Source organism: Microbacterium sp. Soil_N32 (genome assembly GCF_057655505.1).
This window is the reverse complement of record NZ_JBDGME010000019.1, coordinates 1,257,461-1,271,646: the sequence shown is the minus strand read 5'-3', so window position 1 is coordinate 1,271,646 and position 14,186 is coordinate 1,257,461. Positions and strand designations below refer to the sequence as shown.

Genomic DNA, 14,186 nt, shown 5'->3' with positions numbered 1-14,186 from the left:
GGATGCCTGGGAGACCGCTCCGGAAACGATTGTCACAAGCATGTGACGATCGTGTGAACCACTTGCAGGCAATTAGTTAGTCGTGGATACTTATTCGAAAGGGCGAGCACCCACTCGTCCATCCCCCAGGACGTTTCAAAGAGGAGATCCACTGATGCACAAGCGCATTCTTCCGGTCGTGGCGCTCGGCGCCGTGGCTTCGATCGCGCTCGCAGGCTGCGCAGGAGGCAGCGGCGACAACGGCGGCGGAGCAGCAGACGGAGAGGGGCAGGAACTCACCGTCTGGATCATGAAGGGCACCAACCCCGATTCCACCGCCTTCTACGACAAGGTCTCGAAGGCCTTCGAGGAGGAGACCGGCGCGACGGTCAACATCGAGGAGATCCAGTGGGCCGACGCCCACGACCGCTTCGTGACCTCGATCGCCGGCGGCACCACCCCCGACATCGCCGAGACCGGCACCACCTGGACCGCCGAGTTCGCCGACGCCGGCGCTCTCCTCCCGCTCGACGAGTACGTCGACGCCGAGGACGGCCTGCGCGACGACCTCGTCGAGGGCCTGGCCGTCGCCGGCACCTACGACGACGAGCTCTACGGCATGCCGTGGTACGCCGGCGTCCGCTCGCTCGTCTACCGTGCCGACGTCTTCGAGGAGCTCGGCCTCGAGGTCCCCAAGACGTGGGACGACATCATCGCCGCGGGTGACGCCATCAAGGCCGCCAAGCCCGACATGCTCCCGTTCCCGGTTCCGGGTGACGCCGAGTTCCAGGTCTACCCCTGGGTCTGGGGCGCGGGCGGCGAGGTCGCCACGAAGGACGGCGACACCTGGACCAGCGAGCTCGACAGCGCCGAGTCGCAGGCCGGCATCGAGTTCTACACGGGTCTCGCGACCGAGCACGGCTTCTCGTCGGCCGGTGCGACGACCTGGAAGGAGACCGACCTCCGCGACGCCTTCACGCAGGGCAACGTCGCCATGATGCTCTCGGGCTCGTGGACGCCGAAGTCGCTCATCGAGGCCAACCCGGAGCTCGAGGGCAAGATCGGCGCCGCGGTCATCCCGGGCGAGGACGGCGGCATCGCCCCCTCCGTGCTGGGCGGATCGCACCTCTCGGTCTTCAACACCACCAAGAACGCCGACCTCGCGTGGGAGTTCGTGAAGCTCATGACCACCGGTGAGTTCGCCGAGCAGTGGTCGAACGAGACCGGCTACTTCCCCGGCGTGCAGTCGGCCATGGAAGAGGCCCTCGCCTCGACCGACCCGCTCGTCGCGCCGTTCGCCGAGCAGATGGTCGACGGCGGAGCATCCGTCCCGGTCACCCCGAACTTCGGCGCCGTCCAGGCGAAGAAGACGACCAACTCCATGATCCAGGCCATCCTCAGCGGGCAGAAGGACGTCGCGACCGCGACGAAGGACGCCGCCGCTGAGATGACGGACCTGCTCAACCAGTAAGTAAGGAAGCACTTCCTCCATGTCGATGGTGCAAGCGCCACTGCCGGCCACGAAGACGGAGTCCCCCTCCGTCTCCGTGGCCGGCGGCCGGCCGCGTCGCGGTCTCTCGATCGTCGCGGCCCGCCCCTGGCTCCTCCTCGCGCCCGGGCTGATCATCCTCGCGGTGCTCATGCTCTGGCCGCTCATCCAGGTGTTCATCTACTCGCTGCAGGACTACGGCCTCCGCGAGATCAACACCGGGGAGAGCAACTGGATCGGCCTGCAGAACTACGTCGAGGCGCTCACCAACCCGACCCTCTGGACGGTCGTGCTCCCGAACACCGTCGGCTTCGCCGCGGTGGCGGTCTTCGTCACCGTGGCGGTCGGCACGCTGGTCGCCCTGCTGCTCGCGCGACTCGGCACCGTCTGGCGCACCATTGTCTCCAGCTGCATCATGGTCGCGTGGGCCATGCCCGCCGTGACCGGCACCTACGTCTGGACCTTCATCTTCGATGCCGACCGCGGCATCTTCAACAGCGTGCTGCAGAACCTCGGCCTCATCGACGGGGCGGTCAACTGGTTCACCAACCAGTGGTCGTTCTACGCGATCGTGCTGCTGAACGTCGTGCACCACGGATTCCCGTTCGTCGCGATCACCGTGCTCGCCGGGCTCCTCGGCGTCTCGAAGGAGATGCTCGAGGCAGCGGCCCTCGACGGCGCGGGCGCATGGCGCCGGTTCTGGAAGATCATCTTCCCCACGCTCAAGCCCGTCTTCTCGGTCGTCATCATCCTGTCGACGATCTGGGACTTCAAGGTCTTCGCCCAGGTCTACCTCATGCCCGGTGGCGGCGGCGGGAACCGCCAGGTGCTGAACCTCGGCGTCTGGTCGTACGTCGAGTCGTTCGGGCAGAACCGCTACGGCTTCGGCGCGGCCCTCGCCGTGCTCCTGACCCTCGTGCTGATCGGTATCACGATCGTGTACATCCGATCGCTCATGAAGGAGGACGAGCTGTGAACCCGAAGCCCCGGCTCCGCTCCCGGATCGGCGTCGGGATCGGCGTCGCCGCCGTCCTGATCTTCACGCTGTTCCCCGTCTACTGGATGGTCGCCAGCGCCCTCGACAAGAAGGCGTCCAGCGGCGGTCAGTCGCTGCTGCCGCAGGAGTTCAGCTTCGACAACTTCGCGTTCGTGCTCACCGAGGGCGGGTTCGGCACCTACCTGCGCAACTCCGCGATCGTGGCCCTGGTCACGGTGCTGGTGAGTGCGCTCGTCTGCCTGCTCGCGGCCGTCGCGGTCGCGCGCTTCCGCTTCAAGTTCCGCACGACGATCCTCATGATGATCCTCGTGGTGCAGATGGTGCCCCTCGAGGCGCTCGTCATCCCGCTGTTCCTCCAGGTCAAGAGCCTCGGCCTGCTCAACAGCATCATCGGCCTCATGGTCGTCTACGTCGCGCTCTCGCTGGCCTTCGGCATCTGGATGCTGCGGGGATTCGTCGCCGCCGTGCCCGTCGAGCTCGAGGAGGCCGCGTACATCGACGGCGCGAGCTGGTGGCGCATGTTCCGGTCGATCCTGCTGCCGCTGGTCATGCCGGGCCTCGTCGCGACCAGCATCTTCAGCTTCATCACCGCGTGGAACGAGTTCATCTTCGCGATGACGATCCTCGGTGCGCAGACCGACCAGTACACAGTCTCGATCGGTCTGAAGTCGTTCTTCGGCCTGTACGCGAACGACTGGGGCAGCATCATGGCCGCGTCGACGATCATCACGGTGCCCGTCATGATCTTCTTCGTGATCGTGCAGCGCCGGCTCTCCGCCGGCATGGTCGCGGGTGCGGTGAAGGGATGACCGACGAGCTCGAGCGCCTGGCCAACGGCGTGCTCTGGCCCGGCTTCTTCGGAACGACCGTGCCCGCGTGGCTCCGCGACGAGCTCCGCGATGGTCTCGCCGGGGTGGTGTACTTCGCGCAGAACGTCGGCGACGGCGTCGCCGCCCTCAGCGCCGAGATCCTCGACGCGAACCCGGATGCCCTCATCGGCGTCGACGAAGAGGGCGGCAGCGTCACGCGGCTCGAGTCGTCCGGCGGGTCGACGCTGCCCGGCGCCGCGCAGCTCGGCGCGCTCGACGACGTCACCGCGACCGAGCGCACCGGCGCGGAACTGGCCCGGCGTCTGCGGGCGGCCGGGGCGAACGTCGCCCTGGGTCCTGTCGCCGACGTGAACACCGACCCGCGCAACCCGGTGATCGGTGTGCGTTCGTTCGGCTCCGACCCCGAGCTCGTCGCGCGCCATGTGATCGCCGAGGTCGACGGCATCCAGGACGGCGCCGTGGCGGCGTGCATCAAGCACTTCCCCGGCCACGGCGACACGCACCTCGACTCGCACCACGCCCTGCCGGTCATCGAGCTCGACGTCGAGGAGTACGAGCGCGTTCACCTCGCCCCGTTCCGCGCCGCGATCGACGCGGGGGTCGACACCATCATGACCGCGCACATCGTGGTCCCGGCCTGGGGTGAGAAGCCGGCGACCCTCAACCCGCGCGTGCTCGGCATGCTCCGGGACTGGGGTTTCGAGGGCGTCATCATCACCGATGCGCTCGACATGGCCGCGATCCGCGAGACCGTCGGACTCGGCGGGGGAGCGGCGCAGGCTCTCGCCGCGGGTGCCGACCTGCTCTGCATCGGCAACCCCACCAACCCCGGTGACGCAGCCCTGCCCGACCAGGACGAGCGCGACTTCCGCGCCGCCCGCGACGGCATCGTCGCGGCGATCCGCGACGGCTCGCTTCCGCGGGCGCGGGTCGAGGAGGCGGCTGCACGCGTGTCGGCTCTCGGCCGCTCGCTGCGCACCGCCGCGGGTGAGCTGTCGCTCGACTCCGCGCCGGCCTTCGACGCGCTCGAGGTCGTGCGCCGCGCCCTGCGCGTGCACGGTGCTCCGCCGACGGCATCCGTTCTGTCGGTCGTCGACGCTCGTCGCCGCTCGACCCTCGCGGTCGACAGCGCGTCCGCCTACGTCTCCGACGTGCTCGCCGCGGGTGGGTACCGTGCGCGCCTCGATGTCGCGCGCACCACGGCGGAGGAGCAGGACCGGGCGCTGGACGAGGCGATCGCCGCGGACGGCACGACGGTGGTGCTCGTCGACCGTCCCGATGCGGATGCCGCGCAGCGCGCACTGGTGGAGAACGCGGCGCGCCGCGATCCGCAGGCGGTCGTGGTGAACGTGGGTCTGGCCGTGCAGCGGGCGCTGCCCCTGCCCACCATCGAGGTGGGTGCAGCCAGCAGGCTCGGTGCCGCGGCCGCGCGCGAGCGGTTGGTGAGCGCCGCCGTCTGAGGCGGGTGCCGGTGCGGCGGCCCTCGCGGGCCGCTGTTTCTCGACCCCTCCCGGCGTGGGACTCGGTTCCGTGACGGCCGATACCGAATTGGAATCGATCGGTGAGGGCGAAACCCTTGGCATCTTGGAATTTGCTGGGTACGGTCGAGAAATCATCGTGACGGAGCGACGAGGCTCTGCTCACGCGCCCCAGATCCCCCATCGGGAAGGCACGCACCATGCACAAGTCACACCTCCGACGACGCGGTCTCGCCGCCCTCACCGGGGCGACGGTCGTCGCCCTCGCCCTCGCGGGCTGCGTCGCGAGCGAGCGCGGCGATGACAGCGGCGAAGGCTCCGGCGACGTCGACGGCACGTTCGTCTTCGCGGCATCGTCCGACCCGGCCAGCCTCGACCCGGCGTTCGCGCAGGACGGCGAGAGCTTCCGCGTCTCGCGTCAGATCTTCGAGGGCCTGGTCGGTACCGAGCCCGGCACGGCCGACCCGGCGCCCCTGCTCGCCGAGAGCTGGGAGTCGTCCGAGGACGGCATGTCGCACACCTTCGCGCTCAAGGAGGGCGTGACGTTCCACGACGGCACGCCGTTCAACGCCGAGGCCGTCTGCGCGAACTTCGACCGTTGGTACAACTGGGAGGGCCTGGCCGCCTCCGAGGCCTTCGGCTACTACTACAACAAGCTCTACAAGGGCTACGCCTCCACGCCCGACGACGCGGTCTACAAGTCGTGCACGCCCGACGGCGAGAACTCGGTCACGATCGAGCTGAACAAGCCCTTCGCCGGCTTCGTCGCCTCGCTGTCGCTCCCGGCGTTCTCGATGCAGAGCCCCTCGGCCATGCAGGAGTTCGGCGCCGACGAGGTCGGCGGCTCCGCCGAGGCCCCGCAGCTCTCGGAGTACGCGATGGGGCACCCCGTCGGTACCGGCCCCTACAAGTTCGATGAGTGGGCGCCGGGCGAGCAGGTCACGCTCTCGGCCTACGACGACTACTGGGGCGAGGCGGGGCAGATCGACGAGATCATCTTCCGCACCATCGACGACCCCACCGCGCGTCGCCAGGCGCTCGAATCCGGCTCGATCGACGGCTACGACCTGGTCGGTCCCGCCGACACGAAGGCACTCGAGGACGACGGCTTCACCATGGTCTCGCGTCCGCCGTTCACCATCCTCTACCTGGCGTTCAACCAGGCCCTGCCCGAGCTGCAGGACCCGAAGGTACGCGAGGCGCTGTCGTACGCGATCGACAAGGATGCCCTGATCAGCCAGGTGCTCCCCGAGGGCACCGAGAAGGCCACCCAGTTCGTGCCCGAGGTCGTCAACGGCTACAACCCCGACGTCACGACCTACGACTACGACCCCGAGAAGGCGAAGGCGCTGCTGGCCGAGGCCGGCTACGACGAGTCGAACCCGCTGAGCCTGACCTTCAACTACCCGGTCAACGTCTCGCGTCCCTACATGCCGGACCCCGAGCAGATCTTCACGGTGCTGTCGTCGCAGCTCGCCGAGGTCGGCGTCGAGACCACGCCGGTGTCCGAGGAGTGGGTCGAGTACCTCGACCGCACGACCGGCACGTCCGACCACGGCATCCACCTGCTCGGCTGGACCGGTGACTACAACGACACCGACAACTTCGTCGGCGTCTTCTTCGGCCAGCAGAGCTCGGAGTGGGGCTTCGACAACCCCGAGCTGTTCCAGAAGCTCACCGAGGCGCGCGGCGTCTCGAACCTCGACGAGCAGACCGCGCTCTACGAGGAGATCAACGAGATGGTCGCCGAGTTCATCCCCGGCGTCCCGCTCGCGCACCCGGCTCCGACCCTGGCGTTCGACCCCCGCGTCGACAGCTACCCCGCCAGCCCGGTGAACGACGAGGTCTTCACGGACATCGTCCTCAGCGAGTAACACGACCGACGCACCGCGACCCGGGGCCCGACCTGCACGGCGGGCCCCGGGGCCGTGATGCACCGATCTACGGAGATCTCTGTGCTGCGCACCATCGGCGGGCGACTGCTGTTCCTCATCCCCACCCTGCTCGGCCTCAGCATCCTGCTGTTCGCCTGGGTCAGGGCCCTCCCCGGCGGCCCCGCGGTCGCCCTCCTCGGCGAGAAGGCGACGCCCGACGCGATCGCCAGGGTCAACGAGCTGTACGGCTTCGACCGTCCCCTCCTCGAGCAGTACTTCGTGTGGGTCACCCGCCTCATCCAGGGCGACTTCGGCACGTCGATCCAGACGAACCGTCCGGTCGTCGAGGAGTTCCTGCGGCGCTTCCCCGCGACGCTCGAACTCAGCGTCGCGGCGCTCATCTTCGCGGTGGGCGTCGGCATTCCGCTCGGCTACTGGGCCGCCCGACGGCACGGCAAGTTCAGCGACCACGCCTCGGTCGTGCTCAGCCTCATCGGCATCACGATTCCGGTGTTCTTCCTCGCGTTCATCCTGAAGTACGTCTTCGCCGTGCAGCTGGGCTGGCTGCCGTCGGACGGACGTCAGAATCCGAGGATCGACGCCACGCACGTCACCGGCTTCTACGTCTGGGACGGCATCATCACGGGCGAGTTCGACGCCTCGTGGGACGCGATCCTGCACCTGATCCTGCCGGCGCTCGCCCTCGGCACGATCCCCCTGGCGATCATCGTGCGCATCACCAGGGCGAGCGTGCTCGAGGTGCAGAACGCCGACTACGTGCGCACAGGGCGGGCCAAGGGCGTCGGGTCGTCGATCCTGCGCAACCGGTTCATCCTGCGCAACGCCATGCTGCCCGTCATCACGACGATCGGTCTGCAGACCGGTCTGCTGATCTCGGGCGCCGTGCTCACCGAGACGGTGTTCGCGTTCCCCGGGATCGGGTCGTTCCTCGCCCGCGCCATCTTCACCCGCGACTTCCCGGTGCTGCAGGGCTTCATCATCTTCATCGCGATCGCCTACGCGCTCATCAACCTCGCCGTCGACGTCTCGTACAGCCTCATCGACCCGAGAGTGAGGGTGCAGTGATGACGTTCGCCACCCATCGAAAGGAGGCCGTCGCATGAGCGTCGCACTCCCACCCGCCCAGGGCGGCCAGGTCATCGACACCGTCGCCGTCGCCCAGGCCGGACTCGCAGAGGGGCCCGGCGGCTTCTGGCGCGACGTGTTCCGTCGCATCCGCCACAACCCCACGGCCTGGATCGGCGCCGTCATCGTGCTGGCGTTCCTGCTCGTCGCCGGTCTCGCCCCGCTGCTCGCGCCGTACCCCGAGACAGCCCTCCCCGGGGCGAAGTTCATCACCCCGACGTACATCCCCGGCCCGGGGGAGCTCGCGCAGTTCCCGCTCGGCCTCGACCGCTTCGGCGGCGACGTGCTCTCGAAGCTGATCTGGGGCGCGCGGGCCTCGCTGCTCGTCGGCGTCATCTCGACGGCCATGGGTCTGGTCGGCGGCATGCTGCTCGGGCTCATCGCGGGCACCTTCGGCGGCTGGGTCGACACGATCATCATGCGCGTGGTCGACATCATCCTGTCGGTGCCGAACCTGCTGCTCGCCGTGTCGATCGCCGCGATCCTCGGGCAGACGCCGTTCGCGGTCATGATCGCGATCGGCGCATCGCAGGTGCCGATCTTCGCCCGTCTGCTGCGGGCGTCGATGCTGCAGCAGCGCTCCAGCGACTACGTGCTCTCGGCCCAGACCCTCGGGCTCGGCCGCGGGCGGATCACGATGTCGCACGTGCTGCCGAACGCCATCGGCCCCGTGATCGTGCAGGGCACGCTGACGCTGGCGACCGCGGTCATCGACGCCGCGGCGCTGTCGTTCCTCGGCCTCGGCGGCGGACGTCCAGAGACCGCCGAATGGGGCCGCATGCTCACCTATGCGCAGGCCGAGCTGTCGATCGCCCCGTGGCTGGCGTTCCTCCCCGGCATCTGCATCGCGGTGACCGCCCTCGGCTTCACGCTGCTCGGCGAGGCGCTCCGCGAGGCCATGGACCCGAGGACCCGCGCCCGATGACCATTCAGGAGAACACCATGAGCGGCGAGCCGCTGCTGTCGGTCGAGGGCCTCGCCGTCGACTTCACCACCATCGACGGCGTCGTGCACGCGGTCGAAGGCGTCGACCTCGAGATCCGGCCGGGCGAGACGGTCGCGATCGTCGGCGAGTCCGGGTCGGGCAAGTCGACCACGGCCATGGCCATCATCGGACTCCTCGCCGGGGGCGGGAAGGTCGCGAGCGGGAGCATCCGCCTCGACGGCCGCGACATCTCGCACGCGTCCGAGGGCGAGCTGCGGCAGATCCGCGGACGCGACATCGGACTCGTGCCGCAGGACCCGATGTCGAACCTGAACCCCGTGGCGAAGATCGGCACGCAGGTCGCCGAGACGCTGCTCGCGCACGGACTCGCCACGCGGCAGAACGTGCAGTCGAAGGTCCTCGAGGCGCTGACCGCCGCGGGGCTGCCCGACCCGGAGCGCCGTGCGAAGCAGTACCCGCACGAGTTCTCCGGCGGCATGCGGCAGCGCGCCCTCATCGCTATCGGCCTGGCCTGCAAACCGCGCCTGCTCATCGCCGACGAGCCGACCAGTGCCCTCGACGTGACGGTGCAGCAGACCATCCTCGACCAGATCGGCGCGATGACCCGCGAGCTGGGCACCGCCGTGCTGCTCATCACCCACGACCTCGGGCTCGCGGCGGAGCGCGCGGAGCGGGTCGTCGTGATGCACCGCGGCAAGGTCGTCGAGCAGGGGCCGGCGCGGCAGATCCTCGAGGCGCCGCAGCATCCGTATACCCAGTCCCTCGTGCAGGCGGCGCCGTCGGTGGCGGTCGCGCGTCTGCGCCCCGAGGCTTTCGCGGCCGAGGCGGGAACGGCGCAGGAGACCCCGGATGCCCCGACCGACCACATCGTCGAGATCGAGGGACTCACCAAGGTCTACCCGGTGCGCGGTCGCGGCGAGGACTTCGTCGCGGTGAAGGACGTCTCGCTGGCGATCCCGCGCGGCGAGACGGTGGCGATCGTGGGGGAGTCGGGCTCCGGCAAGACGACGACGGCGCGGATGCTGTTGAAGCTGATCGAGCCGACCAGCGGTCTCATCCGCTTCGAGGGGAAGGACGTCTCGTCGCTCAGCCGTGCCGAGACGCGCGACTTCCGGCAGCGGGTGCAGCCGATCTTCCAGGATCCGTACTCGAGCCTGAATCCGATGTTCACGATCGAGCGCCTGATCGCCGAGCCGCTCGACTTCTACAAGCGGGAGAGCAGCGCCGAGCGCCGTGCCCGCGTGCGGCAGCTGCTCGACGACGTGGCCCTGCCGCAGTCGATGCTGCGCCGGTACCCGTCCGAACTGTCGGGCGGTCAGCGGCAGCGCGTCGCGATCGCGCGGGCACTCGCGCTCTCGCCCGATCTCATCGTGTGCGACGAGCCGGTGTCGGCGCTGGACGTGCTGGTGCAGGATCAGATCCTCACGCTGCTCGGCGATCTGCAGCGCGAGTACGGGCTGAGCTACCTCTTCATCTCGCACGACCTCGCCGTGGTGCGTCTGATCAGCGACTACGTGTGCGTGATGAAGGACGGCGCGCTGGTCGAGGCGGCATCCTCGGAAGAGATCTTCACGAACCCGCGCGACCCGTACACGCGGCGCCTCCTGGCGTCGATCCCCGGCAACGAGCTGCACATCGCCTCCTGACGGGGCCTCCTGACGGGGGACGACAGGATGCCAATACCGCAGCATTCGAGATTGGTCAAGGATCGCGCTTGCCATGTCGCGGATTCCTGTCTATAGTTGGTAGTTGCGCTCGCTTCTCCATGCCCTCATATGGTGGTCGGCATTCCTCTGAGCTTCTGAGCGCACACTCCACCTGACGACAAAGGAATCGAGAAGCCCTGCGGGGCTCACGGAGGTTATTCCCTTGGCTGCTGCTCGCAACGCATCCACATCCACCACCACCAAGAACGGACGCGGAGCTTCCCGCCTCTCGTTCGCCAAGATCTCCGACACGCTGACTGTCCCCGACCTCCTGGCCCTGCAGACCGAGTCCTTCGGCTGGCTCGTCGGCAACGAGGCCTGGAAGGCCCGCGTCGCCGAGGCCAAGGCCGCCGGTCGCACCGACGTCAACGAGGTCAGCGGTCTGGGCGAGATCTTCGAGGAGATCTCCCCGATCGAGGACCTGGGCGAGACCATGCAGCTCTCGTTCACGAACCCGTACCTCGAGCCCGAGAAGTACTCGATCGAGGAGTGCAAGGAGCGCGGCAAGACCTACGCCGCCCCGCTGTACGTCGAGGCCGAGTTCATGAACCACCTCACGGGTGAGATCAAGACCCAGACGGTCTTCATGGGCGACTTCCCGCTGCAGACCGACAAGGGCACGTTCATCATCAACGGCTCCGAGCGCGTCGTCGTCTCGCAGCTCGTGCGTTCGCCCGGCGTCTACTTCGACAAGACCCCCGACAAGACGTCCGACAAGGACATCGTCTCGGCGCGCGTCATCCCGAGCCGCGGTGCATGGCTCGAGTTCGAGATCGACAAGCGCGACCAGGTCGGCGTGCGCATCGACCGCAAGCGCAAGCAGTCGGTCACCGTCTTCCTCAAGGCTCTGGGCATGACGAGCGAGGAGATCCTCGCCGAGTTCGCCGGCTTCCCCTCCATCGAGGAGACGCTCGCGAAGGACACCATCGTCACGAAGGAAGACGCGCTGCGCGACATCTACCGCAAGCTGCGTCCGGGCGAGCAGGTCGCCGCCGAGGCCGCTCGCGCGCTGCTCGACAACTTCTACTTCAACCCGAAGCGCTACGACCTGGCCAAGGTGGGTCGCTACAAGATCAACCACAAGCTGGGCCTCGACGCCGCGCTCACCGACTCGGTGCTCACGGTCGAGGACATCGTCGCGACCATCAAGTACCTGGTGCGCATCCACGCCGGCACCGAGACGTTCGAGGGCATCCGCGGCGGCAAGAAGGCCGAGATCCGCATCGCCACCGACGACATCGACAACTTCGGCAACCGTCGCATCCGCGCGGTCGGCGAGCTGATCCAGAACCAGGTCCGCACGGGTCTGTCCCGCATGGAGCGCGTCGTCCGCGAGCGCATGACCACGCAGGACATCGAGGCCATCACGCCGCAGACCCTGATCAACGTGCGCCCCGTCGTCGCCGCGATCAAGGAGTTCTTCGGAACCTCGCAGCTGTCGCAGTTCATGGACCAGAACAACCCGCTCGCGGGTCTGACCAACAAGCGCCGCCTCTCGGCGCTCGGCCCCGGCGGTCTCTCGCGTGACCGCGCCGGCGTCGAGGTCCGTGACGTGCACCCCTCGCACTACGGCCGCATGTGCCCGATCGAGACCCCGGAAGGCCCGAACATCGGTCTGATCGGTGCGCTCGCGACCTTCGCGCGCATCAACTCGTTCGGCTTCATCGAGACCCCGTACCGCAAGGTCGTCGACGGTGTCGTGACCGAGCAGATCGACTACCTCACCGCGTCGGAGGAGGTCGACTTCAACATCGCGCAGGCCAACGCGCCGCTCGATGCGAAGGGTCGCTTCCGCGAGAGCCACGTGCTCGCGCGCCCCAAGGGCGGCAGCGGCGAGGTCGACCTGTTCCTGCCCGAGGAGATCGGCTACATCGACGTCTCGCCGCGCCAGATGGTGTCGGTCGCGACCTCGCTCGTGCCCTTCCTCGAGCACGACGACGCGCAGCGCGCGCTCATGGGCGCCAACATGCAGCGTCAGGCCGTGCCGCTGCTGCGCAGCGACTCCCCGCTCGTCGGAACCGGTATGGAGGGCTACACGGCCATCGACGCCGGTGACGTGCTCACCGCCGAGAAGGCCGGTGTCGTCTCGGAGGTTTCGGCCGACCGCGTCGTCGTCATGCTCGACGAGGGCGGCACGCAGGAGTACCACCTGCGCAAGTTCGACCGCTCCAACCAGGGCACGTCGTACAACCAGAAGGTCGTCGTCAGCGCCGGTGAGCGCGTCGAGGTCGGAGAGGTCATCGCCGATGGCCCCGCCACCGAGAACGGCGAGCTCGCCCTCGGCAAGAACCTCCTCGTCGCGTTCATGACGTGGGAGGGCTACAACTTCGAGGACGCGATCATCCTCAGCCAGGACCTGGTGAAGGACGACACCCTCTCCTCGATCCACATCGAGGAGTACGAGGTCGACGCCCGCGACACGAAGCTCGGCAAGGAGGAGATCACCCGTGACCTCCCCAACGTCAGCCCCGAGCTGCTGAAGGACCTCGACGAGCGCGGCATCATCCGCATCGGCGCCGAGGTGCGCCCCGGCGACATCCTCGTCGGCAAGGTCACGCCGAAGGGCGAGACCGAGCTGTCGGCCGAGGAGCGTCTGCTCCGCGCGATCTTCAACGAGAAGAGCCGCGAGGTGCGCGACACGTCGCTGAAGGTGCCGCACGGTGAGCAGGGCACGATCATCGCCGTCAAGGAGTTCAACGCCGAGGACGGCGACGACGAGCTCGGCTCCGGCGTGAACCGCCGCGTCGTGGTCTACATCGCCCAGAAGCGCAAGATCACCGAGGGTGACAAGCTCGCCGGCCGTCACGGCAACAAGGGTGTCATCGCGAAGATCCTCCCGATCGAGGACATGCCGTTCCTCGCGGACGGAACCCCGGTCGACATCGTGCTGAACCCGCTCGGCATCCCCGGTCGAATGAACTTCGGCCAGGTGCTCGAGACCCACCTCGGGTGGATCGCGAAGCAGGGCTGGAAGGTCGAGGGCACCCCGGAGTGGGCCGCGCGTCTCCCGGAGCAGGCCTTCGAGGCCGCGCCCGGCACGAAGGTCGCGACCCCGGTGTTCGACGGTGCGTCGGAGGAGGAGATCTCGGGTCTGCTCGACTCGACGCTCCCGACCCGCGACGGCGTGCGCCTGATCGACTCGTCGGGCAAGACGCAGCTGTTCGACGGCCGCTCCGGCGAGCCGTTCCCCGCGCCCATCTCGGTCGGCTACATGTACATCCTGAAGCTGCACCACCTGGTCGACGACAAGATCCACGCACGTTCCACGGGTCCGTACTCGATGATCACCCAGCAGCCGCTCGGTGGTAAGGCGCAGTTCGGTGGACAGCGCTTCGGTGAGATGGAGGTGTGGGCCCTCGAGGCCTACGGCGCCGCATACGCGCTCCAGGAGCTCCTCACGATCAAGTCCGACGACATCCTCGGCCGCGTCAAGGTGTACGAGGCGATCGTCAAGGGCGAGAACATCCAGGAGCCGGGCATCCCCGAGTCCTTCAAGGTGCTCATGAAGGAGATGCAGTCGCTCTGCCTGAACGTCGAGGTGCTCTCGGCCGACGGCACGCTGGTGAACCTCCGCGACACCGACGACGAGGCGTTCCGCGCCGCAGAGGAACTCGGTATCAACATCTCCAGCCGTTTCGAGGCCGCCTCGATCGACGAGATCTAATCCGCGGGTGCGCCCGGGCCAACCCCCGGGCGCACCGGCGCAGACTTCTCAAACAGAATTTCCGACACAGGAGAACT

At 68.2% G+C, this 14,186-nt stretch carries 9 protein-coding genes; all 9 read left to right on the top strand.

Annotation, left to right across the window (positions count from 1 at the left end; translation table 11 throughout):
• Window positions 1-154: 154 nt before the first annotated feature.
• Window positions 155-1,450: a sugar ABC transporter substrate-binding protein gene (locus tag AC3A3J_RS14230; RefSeq protein ID WP_487672888.1), complete on the top strand. Its 1,296-nt coding sequence runs from the start codon at window positions 155-157 to the stop codon at window positions 1,448-1,450.
• 19 nt (window positions 1,451-1,469) lie between these two features.
• Window positions 1,470-2,444 carry a carbohydrate ABC transporter permease gene (locus tag AC3A3J_RS14225; RefSeq protein ID WP_487672887.1) on the top strand — a complete coding sequence of 325 codons (975 nt, stop codon included), beginning with the start codon at window positions 1,470-1,472 and terminating at the stop codon, window positions 2,442-2,444.
• On the top strand, window positions 2,441-3,274 hold the full coding sequence (locus AC3A3J_RS14220) for a carbohydrate ABC transporter permease (RefSeq protein ID WP_487672886.1): 834 nt from the start codon (window positions 2,441-2,443) through the stop codon (window positions 3,272-3,274). The genes AC3A3J_RS14225 and AC3A3J_RS14220 overlap by 4 nt, the downstream gene beginning before the upstream one ends.
• Entirely contained in the window at window positions 3,271-4,755 is a 1,485-nt protein-coding gene (locus AC3A3J_RS14215) for a glycoside hydrolase family 3 protein (RefSeq protein WP_487672885.1), read from the top strand. Before AC3A3J_RS14220 ends, AC3A3J_RS14215 begins: the two co-directional genes overlap by 4 nt.
• Before the next feature lie 218 nt (window positions 4,756-4,973).
• Window positions 4,974-6,647: an ABC transporter substrate-binding protein gene (locus tag AC3A3J_RS14210; RefSeq protein ID WP_487672884.1), complete on the top strand. Its 1,674-nt coding sequence runs from the start codon at window positions 4,974-4,976 to the stop codon at window positions 6,645-6,647.
• 81 nt (window positions 6,648-6,728) lie between these two features.
• The gene (locus AC3A3J_RS14205) at window positions 6,729-7,733 is read left to right on the top strand and encodes an ABC transporter permease (protein WP_487672883.1); all 1,005 of its coding nucleotides are present in this window, start codon (window positions 6,729-6,731) and stop codon (window positions 7,731-7,733) included.
• A 34-nt stretch (window positions 7,734-7,767) separates the two neighbouring features.
• Complete coding sequence (locus tag AC3A3J_RS14200) at window positions 7,768-8,718, top strand: ABC transporter permease (RefSeq protein ID WP_487672882.1); 951 nt, start codon at window positions 7,768-7,770, stop codon at window positions 8,716-8,718.
• Window positions 8,715-10,385 carry an ABC transporter ATP-binding protein gene (locus AC3A3J_RS14195; protein WP_487672881.1) on the top strand — a complete coding sequence of 557 codons (1,671 nt, stop codon included), beginning with the start codon at window positions 8,715-8,717 and terminating at the stop codon, window positions 10,383-10,385. Before AC3A3J_RS14200 ends, AC3A3J_RS14195 begins: the two co-directional genes overlap by 4 nt.
• A 223-nt stretch (window positions 10,386-10,608) precedes the next feature.
• Window positions 10,609-14,109 carry a DNA-directed RNA polymerase subunit beta gene (gene rpoB, locus AC3A3J_RS14190; protein WP_487672880.1) on the top strand — a complete coding sequence of 1,167 codons (3,501 nt, stop codon included), beginning with the start codon at window positions 10,609-10,611 and terminating at the stop codon, window positions 14,107-14,109.
• Window positions 14,110-14,186 lie beyond the last annotated feature (77 nt).

Bases quoted from the DNA above. Each gene is read 5' to 3' on its own strand.
- AC3A3J_RS14230 (WP_487672888.1), top strand. From the start codon at position 155: ATGCACAAGCGCATTCTTCCGGTCGTGGCGCTCGGCGCCGTGGCTTCG.
- AC3A3J_RS14225 (WP_487672887.1), top strand. From the start codon at position 1,470: ATGTCGATGGTGCAAGCGCCACTGCCGGCCACGAAGACGGAGTCCCCC.
- AC3A3J_RS14215 (WP_487672885.1), top strand. From the start codon at position 3,271: ATGACCGACGAGCTCGAGCGCCTGGCCAACGGCGTGCTCTGGCCCGGC.
- AC3A3J_RS14210 (WP_487672884.1), top strand. From the start codon at position 4,974: ATGCACAAGTCACACCTCCGACGACGCGGTCTCGCCGCCCTCACCGGG.
- AC3A3J_RS14200 (WP_487672882.1), top strand. From the start codon at position 7,768: ATGAGCGTCGCACTCCCACCCGCCCAGGGCGGCCAGGTCATCGACACC.
- AC3A3J_RS14195 (WP_487672881.1), top strand. From the start codon at position 8,715: ATGACCATTCAGGAGAACACCATGAGCGGCGAGCCGCTGCTGTCGGTC.